Annotated in this window: 8 protein-coding genes; 1 reads left to right on the forward strand and 7 read right to left on the reverse strand. The window is 48.9% G+C overall.

Annotated elements, in window-relative coordinates:
* Positions 1-49: 49 nt before the first annotated feature.
* The gene (locus B0475_RS03825) at positions 50-514 is read left to right on the forward strand and encodes an Lrp/AsnC family transcriptional regulator (protein ID WP_077410198.1); all 465 of its coding nucleotides are present in this window, start codon (positions 50-52) and stop codon (positions 512-514) included.
* A 49-nt stretch (positions 515-563) separates the two neighbouring features.
* Here the strand turns inward: B0475_RS03825 and B0475_RS03830 are convergent, their stop codons facing one another.
* From B0475_RS03830 to B0475_RS03860, 7 genes are all read right to left on the reverse strand, one after another.
* Positions 564-2,792, reverse strand: a complete 2,229-nt coding sequence (locus tag B0475_RS03830) for a beta strand repeat-containing protein (protein ID WP_077410200.1) — start codon at positions 2,790-2,792, stop codon at positions 564-566.
* A 112-nt stretch (positions 2,793-2,904) separates the two neighbouring features.
* Positions 2,905-5,976 carry a DEAD/DEAH box helicase gene (locus B0475_RS03835; RefSeq protein ID WP_077410202.1) on the reverse strand — a complete coding sequence of 1,024 codons (3,072 nt, stop codon included), beginning with the start codon at positions 5,974-5,976 and terminating at the stop codon, positions 2,905-2,907.
* 164 nt (positions 5,977-6,140) lie between these two features.
* On the reverse strand, positions 6,141-6,971 hold the full coding sequence (gene proC / locus B0475_RS03840) for a pyrroline-5-carboxylate reductase (protein WP_077410204.1): 831 nt from the start codon (positions 6,969-6,971) through the stop codon (positions 6,141-6,143).
* On the reverse strand, positions 6,958-7,341 hold the full coding sequence (locus B0475_RS03845; protein WP_077410206.1) for a VOC family protein: 384 nt from the start codon (positions 7,339-7,341) through the stop codon (positions 6,958-6,960). Before B0475_RS03845 ends, proC begins: the two co-directional genes overlap by 14 nt.
* 4 nt (positions 7,342-7,345) lie before the next feature.
* Positions 7,346-9,316, reverse strand: coding sequence for an exodeoxyribonuclease V subunit alpha (gene recD / locus B0475_RS03850; RefSeq protein WP_077410208.1), 1,971 nt, complete (start codon positions 9,314-9,316; stop codon positions 7,346-7,348).
* Entirely contained in the window at positions 9,316-12,807 is a 3,492-nt protein-coding gene (locus B0475_RS03855) for a UvrD-helicase domain-containing protein (RefSeq protein ID WP_077410210.1), read from the reverse strand. Before B0475_RS03855 ends, recD begins: the two co-directional genes overlap by 1 nt.
* Positions 12,807-16,358: an exodeoxyribonuclease V subunit gamma gene (locus tag B0475_RS03860; RefSeq protein ID WP_077410212.1), complete on the reverse strand. Its 3,552-nt coding sequence runs from the start codon at positions 16,356-16,358 to the stop codon at positions 12,807-12,809. The genes B0475_RS03855 and B0475_RS03860 overlap by 1 nt, the downstream gene beginning before the upstream one ends.
* Positions 16,359-16,371 lie beyond the last annotated feature (13 nt).

Here is a 16,371-nt window from a genome sequence, read left to right on the forward strand (position 1 = left end):
ATATTGGAATATTATTCCTTTCAACCCCCATTTATAGGCACATATTTGCATGAACGAGCTGGATTCATTTGATTTAAGTATTTTGAAGGTGTTACAGGAAGACTCAAGCATCCATATGCAGGCGCTGGCCGAACGGGTCAATCTGTCCAAAACACCTTGTTGGAGAAGGGTGAAAAAACTCGAAGAATCCGGCTACATCAGAAAATATGTGGCTTTGCTGGATCACCGAAAATTGGGTTTATCGGTGATGGCATACGTCCAGGTATCGATGAAAGATCATGACCTGAACACATTACAGGTTTTCCTCGACTTTGTTGAGCAAAGTCCATACATCCTGGATTGTCACGCCACTGCAGGCAATTTTGATTACGTGATGAAAGTCATTGCCGCGGACACCGAAGAACTGGAAAATTTCCTGATGCGGGAATTGTTGTCATCCGGGGTGATTCAATCCACCAACACCAATTTAATTCTGAGGCAAAAGAAAAGCACCACTGAACTGCCAGTTAAATAAAAAAGCCCGCGATGAAGCGGGCTTTTTTAATGTCTTCAGTGCATATCAATTAAACCAATCGACGTCTGCTTAAGAACCACAGCATCAATCCAGCCATCAGCAACAAACCACCCAGGCCCAAACCAGGTACTGGTATGTCAAAAAGCGCGGCAAATATGGTGGGTCCAACGCCATTCGGCGGGTTACTGAGCACGTTCGAATCATTGTTATTATCGCCGTTGCTGTCAAAGAACCCCTGTGCCTGATTCACAACATCGCCACGCACCCCCTGGTTAATGGTCACATCGATGGTAACGGTCACAGATCCGCCTGCGGGTACCGTGCCATTCCAGGAAACCGTGTTACCCGCGTTGCTGACAGCACCTGAAGTGGCAGCGGCTGACAAAAAGGTCACTTCCGGTGGCAACACATCTGTTAATTCATCGCCTGGATTATCCAGCTGATCATTGGGGCCTGTGTTTTCCACCAATATGCTATAGGTCGCCACTTCGCCAGGGCGATTACTACCGCTGACTGACTTGGTCAGTACCAGCTGGGCCTGCACGGTGTCATCATTGTTGATGGTACCCACCCCCTGGTTATCAGCAATCAGCGCACCTGTGGGATTACTCAGGTTTACATTAAACGTTTCATTGCCTTCAATCGCCACGTCGCCATTGACACTGACTGAAACCACCTGTGAAGTGGCACCACCCGCGGTGAAATTAACCACCTGACCGGCAACCGCCACATAATCATTGTCTGCAGTGGTGGCTGTACCATCAGCGGTATCCACCTGCACACTGGCATCAACCGACTGGTCGATGCTCACGGTAAAGTTAAAAGCCGTCACTCCGGCATCACCTTCACTCAATGTCACATCATCGATGGAAACATTTGCAGAATCATCATTGCTGATCACCCCTTCACCCTGACCATCGACAATCACGCCCCCGGTGGCGTTGGACAGGTTAACCAGGAAGTTTTCATCACCCTCAACGGTGGTGTCTCCATTGACCGTGACAGACACCGTTTGTGAAGTGGCGCCACCTGCGGTGAAATTGATCACCTGACTGGTGATTGCCACATAGTCATTGTCTGCTGTGGTGGCTGTTCCATCGGCAGTGTCAACCTGAACAGACACATCAGCCGACGCATCCATGCTGACGGTGAAATCAAAAGTACTGGTACCGGCATTGCCTTCATTTTGGGTCACATCATCGATGTTGATGTTGGGTACCACCAGCACATCATCATTGAGAATGGTACCGGTATCAGAGGCCAGGTCTCCACCCCGTGGAAATGGTTGCAGGATTTGTACGGTAAATCCTTCATCGGGTTCTACGTCTGTATCACCAGAGACATTGATGGTCAGTGTCACAGAAGTCTCGCCGGCAGTGAATGCCACATTGCCTGATGGCACCAGACCACCAAAATCAGCCGCATCAGCTGCATTTGCACCTGAACCAAACACATTGTAAGGCAGGTTGGTTGGCAGACAACTGTTGCTGCGGGTCACGGTGAAGTCAAATGCCGTGTTACCGGCATCACCCTCATTCAGTGATGGAGTCCCGGTCAAAGTGACGTTACCAAAAGGGCTGCGCAGGTTATCGATGCTGGCAGAGTTTAAACCGCCATTACCCACACCTGGGGTCAATGAGCCAAGGGCGGTGTCCGAAACCCATTCGGCATCCAAATCCGCATTTTGCAGTTGACCACTCAAAAATGCACCGGTGTTGTTGGCTGGCGAATTGGTCAGGGTGAAGGTGGCATTGGCACCAAAGACTCCGGGAGAAGAGTCCCAGTTAATCGCGAAACCATCAGCAGAAATGGTGGTGTTGCCATTGGTACCATTGGTGTCCACATAGACCACATCAGTACCGGCAAAGTTACCAGTGCTGCCATTGGTGGTCAGATTGGCACCACTGGTATTCAATGTCAGATTCCAATCACCCGTTGCCGGATCATATGCGGAATCCGCAGCGGGACCGGTATCACCGGCCACAGTGATGATGGTACCTGCACAAAAGGTGTTGGCTATGCTCTGCATGTTGGTGAACTGATATCCGGAGAATTTAGCGGCGGTTGAGCCGGTTGAATCACCAACAAAAAAGGTATTCAGTTCAGCTGCGGTCAAATCTTCCAGCAGGACCAATTCAGCAAATTCATTACCGCCTGCCAGATCACCGGCACGGTAAAACTCATTCACAATGATTTTAGATGTCAATCCACCTGCGTGGATGTGGCTCACTGCCAACATCGATGACATCATCAGTGCCAACTTACCTTTTGAAACCATGGGTCTTCCTCCCTTGCATATAAAAAAACGGATATTTAATCATGTTTGATGATCCATCGCCATAAAATCACTGATTTCAATGGCATTTGATCTCAAATAATTCATAAACGCATCATGTTTTGATCGGCGCCAGCAGTTGTTCCCATTGTTGTTGATCTAGTACCTCATAAAACGGCGTACTGCTTTGCAGCAAATTGTCAGCCAAATGTCGCTTTTGGTGCTGCATCTGATGAATGCGTTCTTCAATGGTGCCCCGGGTGATGAGTTTATAAACAAAAACCTGTTTATCCTGACCAATGCGGTGTGCCCGGTCACTGGCTTGCTGCTCAGCCGCCGGGTTCCACCAGGGATCAAAATGAATCACCGTATCCGCAGCGGTCAGATTTACCCCAGCGCCACCGGCTTTGAGACTGATCAGATAAACTGGTATCTGACCCTCTTGAAAGGCTGCAATGTCAGCTGTTCTCTGAGCAGGCGGGGTTTTACCGGTGAGCGAATAGTGTTCAATCTGCTGTTGGTTTAATTGCTCTGAAATGAGTTTTAACATACTGGTAAAACTGGAAAACAACAAGATCCGTCTGCCCTCTTCTATCAGGCTGGGCAGTACCATCATCAGCCAGTTGAGTTTGGCCGACTCGATACCAGGATCAATGGACTCCAGTTTCAACAAGCCCGGATGGCAGCATATTTGTCGTAACCGCAACAAAGCATTACCTATCAAAATCGGATTGGCCCGCTGATCACTGACCGCTTGCCTGATTTCATCGGCCATGGTCAGGCGGATGCTTTCATACACCATGGCTTGCTCCTCCTGCAACTCAATGAGTTTAACAATCTCGGTTTTGTCTGGTAACTCAGTGGCCACTTCGCTCTTGGTTCTGCGTAAAATGAATGGATTCAGCCGCTTTTGAAGCGCTTCCATTTTCTGTTGATTGCGGTCTTTCTCTATGGGCAACTGATACAATTGCTGAAACACTTTTTCGCTGGCCAGAAATCCAGGCATTAAAAACTCAAACAATGACCAAATTTCCCCCAGGTGGTTTTCAACTGGTGTGCCACTGAGGCATAAACGATGTTGGGACGGAATGCTCTTGGCAGATTGCGCAACCTGAGTTTTGCGATTCTTAATCGCCTGCGCTTCATCAAGCACCAACGTGTGCCATGGATGAGCGGCGAGTTTTTTACGATCACGGCTCATCACACCATAACTGGTGATCACCAAATCAAACAGATCAAGTTTTTTCAGCTGTTGTTTGCGGTTTTGGCCTGACAAGATCAAAGATTTGAGCTGAGGTGTGAACTTTTCACATTCTGCCTGCCAGTTGCCCAGCAAACTGGTGGGGGCCACAATGAGCACCGGATGATCCAACGCTCCATGCTCTTTGAGGTGCTGAACATGGGCCAGCACCTGCAATGTTTTTCCCAATCCCATGTCATCGGCCAGGATCCCGTTGAATTCGTGTAGACGCAAAAACTCCAGCCAGGCCAATCCAGACAACTGATAGGGCCTGAGTTCGGCATTGAGCCCAACAGGTGCAGCCACTTCAGGTAATTGTTGCATGGCTGATAATGCGCTGACTTTGTCACTCAGCTGTTGATCATCCAGCCAATCCAGATTCATCACCACCACCTGCTCATCATCTGTCTTCAGTTCAGCCAGCCGCACCAATTGGTGCTTATTCATGATCAGATGCCCACTTTGATCCAATGACTTTTCATCATACAACTCATTCAGGGTTGACAATATTTGCTCGACTGACTCACGAGCCAGCCCTATGAATTCTCCGCCATCCAGTTTGACCAGCAATTCATGTCTTACCTCAGCAAATTGACCGGTTTTCACCGCTCGAGCCAGGTACGGTAACAAATTGACTGTTTCACCATTGATGCTGGCACCCAGCGTGACTTCAAAATCGTTCGCAGCAGCGCCACTGACTGGCTGGACATCAATTTGAAACTGACTAACTGCCTGACTTTCAAGTCGAAAACCCTGATCAAACACCACATCCCAGCCCTGCGACATCAATACCCTCAGCATCGGTGCCAGCTGGGTAAAACTGTGTTCAACGTATCGATCATTAACGTCAAAATGTCGGTGTATGGGAGGCTCAAAATGGGCGTGTACCGAAGGTAATTTATCCAACTGATAACAATATGCCGCCACTTGAGACAATTGTTTTTCATTGAGGTGAAACTTGCCTGCAGTCACTTCAGCAAGGGTAAATGACAGGTCTTTGGTGACAAAAGAAATCTGCAGCCAGTCAATCCGTATCGGTTGCATTGGTTTCCAGCCTATATCGATGACAGAGGTTTTCAGCGTCACCCTTGGCATGATGGTTGCATCTACAGGAATGTCAATACTGGCATGATGACTTTCGTCAGGCTCAATCGTCACCACCGCATTTTGCGCGGGCAGAACAGTCAACCCCTGGCATAAGAACACCCCATCAGCAGGAACAGTCGCACGATTGATGATGTGCATTGGCGGACGGTAACAGGCTTTCCAGAAACACCTTCCGGTTTGTAATATGGCAGTCATCAGTTTCAAATGAGACTCATCATCAACCGAAAATTGCGACTGATCGTTCATTCCAGACTGGTGCATCAAATGCAGCACATATTGATCAGCAAGGCTGACAAATTTCGGAAGTATTTTGCGGGAATAAACCTGAGAACTGAGCGCCGTCCTTACTTCATACCGGTCTTCCTGAGTCAGGTAAGCCTTGTATAAGTTTACCGTCCACTGCTGACCTTGGCGGTCAAGCACATAAATCATGCGGTGTCTGGCCATGGCAGGAAATGGGTCATGATGCTGCCTTGCCAACCAATTCATGAAGGTTTGATTGACATCGCTGAGGGCTTTAACCTGACGGGTAAACGGGGAAATCTGATCCAGCTTGGCTTTGTTATGAATCGCCAGCGCAGCAAGGTGTTCGCAAGGCTGAGGCTGTTGACACTGACAGGTTCCAAGAGGATCTGTCTGCGGAGGCCAGGCCATGGTCACACTGAAGCCACCCTCAGCTGTCTTTATCCGGGCATGAGTTAACAAAGATTCTTCATTGTACCGCCAATGTTCAATGGGTTCATGAACCAGTAATTTACAGGCCTGATAAACCTGCCTTTCAGCAAACAAAGCCTCAAGCTGGCCAAGCGGGCCTTTAATACTGATTGGTGTTTTAAGCATGATTCAATGCGGTGTGTTTTTTAACCCAATCCACCATTATAGAGTAATGAGGGCCTGACTTCATGCTCTTTCCTGGCACGATCAATGGTTGGCAACCTCAGTGCATCATTGTCTGCAATGCAGTCTGGTCGGGCATCCAAAAATTCTGGCCTTGACCTGGCTGATCAGTCAAATTCCCGTGACAAGGTGACTGACCGTTCATTGGCAGCCTGAACGGCTTGATTGATGACCTCATCCACATGCTGCCTGGCAAAGGCATCCAATGCCGCGGCGGTGGTGCCATTGGGTGAAGTAACCCGTTCCCGCAAAGTAGCCAGTGATTCATCACTGCGCTCTGCCAGTAAAGCCGCACCCACGGCGGTTTTCTTGGTCAGCAAGGCCGCATCTTCTGCCGTCAATCCCAACTGTTCAGCTGCTGCCTGTAAGTGCTCCATGAACATAAAGAAATATGCCGGGCCTGAGCCGGATAAAGCAGTCACCGCATCAACCTGACTTTCTTTACTCAACCAAACCGAAGTACCCACGGCATCCATGATTTGTTCTGTCATGCGTTTTTGAGCATCCTTGACCTGTTCGTTGGCAAACATGCCAATGGCCCCCTGACCAATCAGTGCCGGGGTATTGGGCATCGTTCTGACCACCGAAAGCTGAGGGGACAACCACCGTTCAATTTGCGCTGTGGTGATGCCCGCTGCCACCGATATCACCAGTGGCTCATTGGTTAATATACTGGCTTTCACATCAGCAAGAACCTGTTTCATGACCTGGGGTTTAACCGCCAAAACCACGATGTCCGGCATGCCAAAATGAGCATTGTTGTCTTCATGCACCATGATTCTGAAGGTATCTTTGATGTAATCACGTTGTGCCAGGCCTGGGTCACTGGCTGAAATCTGACTGGCGGTCAGCCCTTTATTCAACAAGCCACCGATGAGGCTGGCGGCCATATTACCGGCACCAACAAACCGAATTCTGAGGTCTTTAGTTGAGTTCATCGCCTTTGGGACTCCACAATTCAACCTTATGGCCTTCCGGATCGGTGAACCACCCAAAGTCACCATATGACTCCTGCTGAATCTCGCCAATTTGCCGGGCTCCACCTTTGACCACCTGTTCCAGCATGGCTGCCACATCGTCCACAATAAAATTAAACATGAAGGTTTGTTTAGACGGGCTGAAATAATCAGAGTCTTTAGAAAACGTACTGAAAACGGTGCGGTCCATGGGTTTGGCCTCATTGGGATTGAGCATGCCATAGGTAGGCCCATCCATATGGATACCTAAATGATTTTTGTACCAGGCTGCCAGTTTTTCCGGATCTTCACATTGAAAAAACAAGCCCCCAACACCCCTTACTTTTTGCATATTATCACCTCTTTTTTGATGGATTGTACCAAAATGACAGTCCGCTGTGTCGCCTGGTTTTCCTTTCGATGGCTGCCCTCAACGAGACCCCCCGGGCATACAGGGTCACTGATTGTTTCGCCCGGGTCATTCCGGTGTATAAGATTTCACGGCACATCAGGCGGTGTTCAGGCCGGTCTGGAAACGGCATCAGAACATGAGTGAATTCTGAACCCTGGCTTTTATGCACTGTCATGGCATAGGCTGCCGTGAATCGTGGTAAAACATGAACGGAGTGGGACTGGTAGCCGCCTGAATGAGGAAATACCGCACGCATTTGCCCACTGGAAGCACGTAACAGGATGGCGACATCACCGTTGTAAATCCCCAATGTATGATTGTTCTCCTGCATCATCACCACAGCACCATGAAACCAAAGTCCCGCCGGTTCACCCAACCAACTCCTCATCCACTGACAGACCACCTCATTCATTCTTGTGGCACCCACTTCAGTTTGATTGACAAAAGTCAGAATCCGGCACTGTCCTATCACTTTAAAAATGGCACCCAGAGCGTTATCATACAGTTGGATTTGCGTTTCAGCGAAGCCTTCAAGAACATCTAACTGAGCCTTGAAATTGCCTTGATGGCTTTGATAATACCTGCCAATCCAATTGAGATAAAAGCCACGCCATTGATCCACATTCAGGGTTTCCGGCAACCAGGCCAAACCACTGTCTGGTGTGGCATGTACCTCATCGATCACCGGTAGCAACCTGGTCAAAGCCGAAGACCGTCCTTGTCGGACAAGTTCACTGGCCGCTGCAATTTCTGGCTGGCATCGTTTGGAAACCGACAACACGGTAACCCGATCAGTGAGCAGCTGTGGTTTATTGACACATTGCAATGAATGCACGATTGCATCAGCTTCTGGGCAACCAGCAAGCATGACCTGCAAATCCTCAAGTAATTGCTCACTGCAATACCCGACGACTTCCTGTGGCGGCATCAGATCACTCAACACCGCTCCGGCATTGACTGACGGCAACTGAAACTGATCACCCAATAATATCACCCGGCAATCATCCGCAACTGCGGACATCAATTGTTTCATCAGCATGATGTCCACCATAGATACTTCATCAACCACCAAAACCTGACAGCGTAGCGGGTTATCTGAGCCATGCTGGAAGCCGCCTCTGGTAGCCCGGGCGCCAAGCAATCGATGGATGGTGGTGGCCTCCAGTTCAGTCAGGGCCTGATCGGTTTCATCCGGGTCACGGATGTCATGTTGTATGCCGTGTCTGATGGCTTCTGACATGCGATTGGCTGCCCGGCCGGTGGGTGCTGCCAGGGCCATTGAATCAACCGCATAACCCAGTTTAACCAGACCACGCAATACCGACAACATGATGGTGGTTTTACCAGTTCCCGGCCCTCCGGAGATGATGCTGAATGATTGTAACAAGCAAATTGCAATGGCTTGTATTTGTTTCGGCTCAACCCGCTCAAATTTCAATTGGCCAAGCAGTTCACTCAGCACCCCGTTGATGTGTTCAGCAGTGAAAGCGGAACCGGTGAAACCGGTGATCAGGCGACTGATATCAGCGGTTAATTGCTGTTCCGCGTTGTGGTATTTCCGCAGGTAAAGGCAATCATTGGCAAGTACAAACATGGCATGACCAGATAAACTGAAAGCGTGCCAATCGATGGCCAGCCAATCTTCAGGAGATCCAGGCAAGTCTAACTGACTGGCAAAAGCCAGTAACCGCTCATCCCGAAGATGGAGGCACAATGAGCCCTGGTTGATTTCATGAATCAAATACAGCAACAACAGACACACCGTTTCATCGGCAGCGTCCCACTCATTGAACCCATCTCTCAACAACTGCAGATGTCCCAGGTCCAGGTTCAATTCTGCAGCCAATGCCTCTGCTGGCAAAGTGATACCGGGAAAGGTTTTTTGCAGGCTTTGAGCCGTCACTTTAAACTGCATCAGTAACGTCCCTCTTTGGCCAGTTTCATCAGTTCATCTGCCACATCTGCGATGTGCCATTGGGCCTTGCTGAAATCATCGTAAAACACCCCATTGGGGGCTGGATCATTGGCCTGAATACCCCTTGAAAACAAGTATAAAGCACCTTTAAGTCTGGCATCAGGTAGCTGCAACTGAGCAAACCAATGTTGCATGGCCATCGCATACAACTGGTATTGCCAATGGTATTGGTGGTGTGTCATTACTGCTTCATCAAGCACCGCAGGGGAATAACCCTGTGCGCTGAGGTTGCTTTTCCAGTCAAGGATATAGTAATCCGTGCCATGATCACCTGGCACGGCGAAAAACAGATCAATGAATCCGGTCAGATTGACCCCCTGACGATTCCAGAAAAAAGCCAGTTCATGTTGCCGCTGATTCGCCGGAATATCTGCCAGTTGACCACCACCCAGGGCATCCAGTGGTTTTCTCAGGGTGTGCCACACCCAGGAAGCCAATTCACTGCGATAATCACTGTACGGTTGGCCATGTTCATCCAACAGTGGTTGATTGTCCATTCTGAATTGCTGCATCTGTCGGTCAACCACCCGCATGATTGCCGCGTCTTCTGTCAGTTTGTCGGTGTTTTGATGCCGACAGGCCAGGACAAAATCGAGGTTTTCAAAAATACCATGCAACACATGTCCGGTTTTGACCCCGCCAGGAACTTGCTGCCGCAAGCTGGTAACTGGCAACAGTTTTTCCTGACCAGCTGTGGTTTGTAACTCAGCCGTCAACTCCTCATTATATCCATCACCGAATCCGGCTGTTCGGCCTTTGAACTGACTCAGTGACGAAAATGAATACAATTGTCTGCGCTGATGACTGAGTTTCTCCGGGACGGGTAGCAGGAATGAAGATTCATTACTCTGCTGATCAGTCCATGTACCGGACGGAATTGGAACGGGCAATTCATCCGGATCAACAACCATCTTGTCCAGTGCCAGTTCATCAATGCGGGCCATCACCGTTCGGCCATAGGCACCCAGCCTGTGGTCACTGGCTTTGTGAGGATAGTAAGGCAAAAACAGCATGAAAACCGCTCGCGTCATGGCCACATAGTAAAGACGTCGGTCTTCTTCTAATTGAGCCTGCTGATAAGCCTGTTTATTGGTTTTACTGAGATCAAAAACCTGTTGTTCCCGTTCAGAATCATGATACCGGTAATATTTGTCTGTTTGGCTGTTGTTATTAAATCCACCGAATAAAAAAACCACCGGAAATTCCAATCCTTTGCTGATGTGCTTGGTCATCAGCCTGACCGCCGGCAGTTCCGTGTCTTTTTGATGATAATCCTCATCTTCATGACTCATGGTCTTGTTACGCAACAGCACCTGTAACAATCCCCTGGCAGTCAGGTTTTGTTTCAGTGCGGCCGACAGCAGCTGTTGTTTCAATTGATGCAAATTGGTTCGTTTCCGGGAATCACCGGCAACCCGTTTCATGGTCCCCATGTCCTCAAATAACACAGCAAAGAAACGCACCCAGTCTTTGGCGGCTGCCAATTCCCTCAGTTGCAACCAATGCATCTGCACTGCCGGTAGCCGTTCTTCAGAAAAATCAGCCAGTTGATCCGGTTTGAGGTTAAAAAACACCGTCAGCAACGCATTATTCAGACGCTTGTGTTCATGTGGCCTGGACAATGCAGTGAGGAGTACCTGGTACTCAGTGGCTTCCAATGATTGATAAAGGTCTTTCTTTTTATGTCTGGTGAATGGCACACCCTGCTCCCTGAGTGCCTGTTCAAGATACTCGCCATCATTGGCACTGCGTAGCAAAACACAAATGTCTGATGGTCCCAGCATTCGCCGCTGACCCTTGTGCATGATTTTCACCTGACCAAGTAAGCGCCCTGTCATGACCTGGACCATTTGCCGGGCCAGTTGATGCTTTATCTCATCTGCTTTACCGCTCATGCCGGCATCAAGACAACACAACTCAGGTAAATCTGTCGGATTTTCCAGCAGCAACGGACCACCCAATTCATGGATGAGTTCAGCAGACGGTGCAGACACCGCCACACTGTCATGCGCAAACCAGCCGCCGTCATGCTGATCTGAAAAAAACCGATTGAGCTGCCTGATCAATCCCGCGGTGGTTCGGTAATTGGTTGCCAAACGGTATGTCAAAGCCTCACATTGAGTCGTCAGGGTTTGTACAGCCTGATAATAAGTGTGTAAGTCAGCACCCCGGAAACCGTAAATGGCCTGTTTGGGATCACCGATCACCAACAGCCGGTGTCTTTTTTTCGGGTCATGCACAAAAAGGTGTTCAAAAATCAACCATTGATAACGGTCTGTGTCCTGAAATTCATCAATCATCACCACCCGAAACCTGTCACGCAATGCTTCACTCAACAACTGATCCTCAGCCGGTAACAATTGTTCTCCTGCCAATTGATCCCACAATGAATGAATCATGTCAGCATAGCTGATCTGTCCCTGTTCACGTTTCCAGGCGGTACTGCATAATTGTAACTCCCGGACCAACTTAGGTATCAATTGCCTCTGCAGTTTGTCACAATCCAAAACCAATTGATTCACTTCGTCATAAAACTTAAACAAGACCGGCGCCAATAGTCTGTTGCTGAGGATGTGATCTTCATTGAAGACTTTGGGAGCCTTAAAGAACATTTTCTTTGCCACTGAGTCTGTTTGAATTTTGACGCCCAAAAAACTGATTTTCCAATCAACCAAGGCCTGATAATCTGCCAGAGACTGTAGCCTTTGGATTTCTTCACAAATCGGTTTGATCACCTCTGACCAATGGACAAGACGTCTGCTCTTCGGCATTTGCTCAAGATTCAACAATTCATTGAGCACAATTGTTTCATCTGGGATGCTTACTGCCCTGAGTTGTCCGACAACTTCCTGCTCAGTGATGGAGTCACTGTTGTTCAAAATGTGATCAGATTCAGGGTCATAATCACTGGCCAATTTGATCAACAACTCTTCAAGTGCCGACAATGACGAACCATGTAAGTGAGTTTTGATTTGCTGATTGAGTTGTTGGTTCGTGGCCCACTGACGCTTCATTCGGGTCAACACCCGCAGATAGACCAGCCTGTCTTCAATCACCTCCTGTTCAAATGGCATTCCCTGTTCAAAAGCATGCTCCTTCAGGACCCCATGACAAAATCCATGCAAGGTAAGGATCGGCGCCTGATGCACCGCCAACAACTGGTTTCTCAGGTGATCCTGTAACGCCGGTCTGAGGTCATTTTTGATCAGTTGCTGTTCAATTCGCTCCCGGATACGGGTACGCAATTCAGTGGTGGCTTTTTCAGTAAAGGTAACCAGCAAAATCTGTTCCAGAGTCAATTGATCCTCCAACAAACAACGCATCACCAGTTCTATCACAGTGTACGTTTTACCGGTTCCGGCTGAAGCTTCTATCACCGCATGTTGGCGCAAATTCACATCAGATGCCTGGTGAAGTGGGGTGATGCGCATCAACCGGGTCTCCTGGCCTGATCGGGCGCCACCCCTTTGAGCATATAATACAAGGGCAAAAAACGTTGACGATATGCTTTGAGGTAATCATTCATTGGCTGACATTCCACCAATTGCAACACGTTTTCATACTCCCGCCACTGAATGGCTGACTGATAAGTTTGGCTCAGCTGATCGCGGTCTTCCCGGTTCAGATTGTCCAGCAAATAGGCAAGATAACTGATTGATGACGATTTGCTTTTACTGCCCAAAAAAGGAACATCCTGAGCTTGTTTCGCTTTGTAATTAACCGTCATTGCAGGCAAGTGTGCAGCTGGTAAAAAACCATCCACTTCAGCCAGATAATCTTCAACCAGTGTTTTTAAATACTGCGCAATGGTTGTTCTCTGACCAAAAGAAATGGCCTCATTGGTCACCACTTTTAAAGTACAGCCAGTGGTTTTATCTGCACCCAGCACCAACACCTGATGATCAGGTGCAACCGGATGATCACTGAGTTGCCAGCAACACCAGTGAAGGAAAGGCTGCAGTAACTTGTCATTCCATTCACTGATGTTTTTTTGGCTGCTGAAAACCAACTGATGGCTGAGTCCGGCTTCCGACATATACACTTGGCGGGCCAGTCCATGCAGCCTGACCACCCTGCCCCCTGAAACGCTCAATTCAATGGCTGGCAACTGCAGTCCGGGCGATTGCTGGCTGGGCGCATCACCCAATACCACATCACCCAGCGGCCGGACTTCAGCGACCTCGGTTTTGATGGCAACCAACTGGTCTTCATGGCTGGTCAGTGATTCCAGTTGAGCAAACGGTTCAACCGGCGCTGATGAATGCAGTAACATCTGTTGATAAACGCTTTTCAAGGTTTCGGCGAAGCTGGCATTCTGCTCAGCCGCAAACCACAATGCCAGCGCCTCACAAAACAGCTCGTGTTTTTTCAATGGCGGCCACTCAAAAGGCTCATGTTCCACCTGTGATTCATCCTCCGGGTGAGCCGGCAACACGCCTTTTTTAGTCAACAAAGCCCGCTGCGGATTTTGTAGGTAGTCCGCCAACTCTTTGAGGCTCACATCAACCACCTCTGGCGCATCTGCCAGGTCTGTTGTGACCTCTTTATCGCACTGCACAACCGCTTCACCATCCTGGCTTTTTGGGCTGGTAAAATTAACCATGATGTCAGGCCAGGGCAAACCGTTTTGACCAAAAATACCACTGTGGGTGGCCAATAATGGCAGTTCATGCACCGGCAATTCAGCCAAATCCAATTCTTCGCGGTGTAATAACTCAGTGGCGTATTTTTGTAATGTCAATAACACCGGTGATGGTGAAATATCCTCGTCTTTGAGCAGGTTCTTGCCCACATAACTCAGGTACAGACGTTCACGGGTACACATCAGAGTTTCCAAAAACAAATATTGATTGGTTTCAATGGTGTTGATGTCTCCTATGCGCCTTGACCGGTGAGTCAGGTCAAGGGTTTCCTTACTGACCCGACCTGGAAAATGGGTGTCACTGAGACCCAATACATATGTTATTTTAAATGGTATCGGACGCATCGGCTGTAATGCAGCACACACCACACCACCGGTCAGGTAATGCCCTTTACCAGCCGGAATCTGTTTCAGTTCCTGGTCTATGAACTGCCTGATGTCAGCCCAGTTAAGGATCAGTTCAGGTTCTGCCTCAGCCAGCTTGTGCAACGAATCAAACAAGGCCATCTGGACCACTTGTTCCTGTGCCAGTTCTTCCGGTACAGTGATTAATTGTTCAAACATCACCGACAGCTGCTTTTGCCACTGAACCGTGGACATGGGCTTCCTGAAGCGCACATGCCAACCATATAACGTGTCAATCAACTCTGTTAATTGGCCCAGTTGTTCAGCTGTTAAAGGAAAGGCAGCCGCTTCATCCGGCAAGTCAACAGCGAGGGCCAACCTCAATCGGCTCAACCCCTGCTCCCAGGTGAATGGTTCTGGGTGATGTACATTATCCTGATGGTACAACTGCTGATAGCCGCCATATATACCCAATTGCGTACTCAAATCCAGCCATCGCTGCCAGTCATCAGCTGACAATTGGTTGGCAGCTTGAACACAAGGGTTATCCAACCAGCGAAACACCGCTGCCCGCATCAGGTCATCCTGCAACATCTGAAATAAGTCCGTTACTGCATCGGCATACCGGCTTTCAGTGGCCACTGTACTGTCGACGATCGCATAGGGTATGTGCAAACCCAGACGTTTATTGTGTTCTTCAAACACCTGTTCAATGACAAACCGATATTGGTTCATATCAGTCACCAAGACCGCCACGTCACTGAGGTTCAGTTTGGGGTTGTGTTGCAGGTTACTCACGATGCTTTGATACACCGCCGCCACTTCACGTTCAATGGTCGGGGCGTTGGCTAACTGCAAAGACATCAGCGCCGAAGGGTCTTTCACCACCCGGGTTTCATGCCTGCGGTGCATCACCTGACGTTGAATGGCATGCAGTAATGAATCACTTTGTTGTCCCTCTTCACGGAGCCATTGTTCGGCAAAATGAACCTCACAATACACCGCCTCCTCTTCCAGCTCACTGAACAATTTCAGGGCTTCCCGGCCTGGCTTACCCCAGGCACTGAGCAATGGATTTTCATCATCCATCGGTGGCAGTTCAGTGAATTGTTCAGCAACATCTTGTTTTGACAAGGTCAAACCCTGCTGATCTGTGACCAGCGGCTCAATGCGTCTGAACTGACTCAAACCCGCTGCCAGCCACCTGGCTTCGGCAGGAGTTTGAACATCTTCCCAGTATTCTGCACACACGTTGAGTTGGTAAATATGCACCGTGTGGTGACGGGCCAGTAGATTCAGAATTTTACGGTGTAACTGTGATAACCGTGATGGGGTAAACACATGGATCGCTTGCCCACCAGGACTGGGTGGGTGTTCTGCCAATTCCAGCATCGCCTGAAACAAAGTTCGGGCATCACCAGCTTCCTGTCGGGCCAATGACAGGTAGAGTGTTTTCTGTAACAACTCAGTCTCTCTCAGGTGCACATCCTGACTGCCTGCAAACCGAAGTTTTCCAGCCAACCAATCAATGATCATCTCAGGTCTTTGTGATTCGTAGTCGAGCAGTAATTTAGCCAGTCGTTGACTCAGTTGCCAACGCTTGGCACTGGCCAGTTGATCACCATCAGTGGTGGGCAAATAACGATTCAATGGCCGGTATTCCGGCATTTCACGCCAGTTATCCATTGTCAGTTTGCGCCACACAGACCAGGCCAGGTTATTTTGCGTTAACTGGGTGCTTTGCCGACCAGTGATCTGGTTAATGAATTGCATCAGACCGGTTTCCAGAAATGGAAAGGCCACATTGGCACACACCCCATTGTGACTGGCCAGTTGTAACTGCAGATAACGTTGCATATTGGCATTGGGAACCACGATGCTCGGCTGTACAAAAACCCCATTCTGCCGTTGTTCACGGGATACTTCATGAGCCAGTTTTGTAGCCAGCAACTCGACCGCGTGACTGAAATACAATTGAATTCTGGGGGTGTTCATGTGCAGTTTGAAT

The organism is Marinicella sediminis (assembly GCF_002000055.1).
Taxonomy (GTDB): Bacteria; Pseudomonadota; Gammaproteobacteria; order Xanthomonadales; family Marinicellaceae; genus Marinicella; species Marinicella sediminis.

Excerpts from the sequence above, each read along its gene's own strand:
- B0475_RS03825 (WP_077410198.1), top strand. The coding sequence starts at position 50 with ATGAACGAGCTGGATTCATTTGATTTAAGTATTTTGAAGGTGTTACAG.
- B0475_RS03830 (WP_077410200.1), bottom strand. The coding sequence starts at position 2,792 with ATGGTTTCAAAAGGTAAGTTGGCACTGATGATGTCATCGATGTTGGCA.
- B0475_RS03835 (WP_077410202.1), bottom strand. The coding sequence starts at position 5,976 with ATGCTTAAAACACCAATCAGTATTAAAGGCCCGCTTGGCCAGCTTGAG.
- proC (WP_077410204.1), bottom strand. The coding sequence starts at position 6,971 with ATGAACTCAACTAAAGACCTCAGAATTCGGTTTGTTGGTGCCGGTAAT.
- B0475_RS03845 (WP_077410206.1), bottom strand. The coding sequence starts at position 7,341 with ATGCAAAAAGTAAGGGGTGTTGGGGGCTTGTTTTTTCAATGTGAAGAT.
- recD (WP_077410208.1), bottom strand. The coding sequence starts at position 9,316 with ATGCAGTTTAAAGTGACGGCTCAAAGCCTGCAAAAAACCTTTCCCGGT.
- B0475_RS03855 (WP_077410210.1), bottom strand. The coding sequence starts at position 12,807 with ATGCGCATCACCCCACTTCACCAGGCATCTGATGTGAATTTGCGCCAA.
- B0475_RS03860 (WP_077410212.1), bottom strand. The coding sequence starts at position 16,358 with ATGAACACCCCCAGAATTCAATTGTATTTCAGTCACGCGGTCGAGTTG.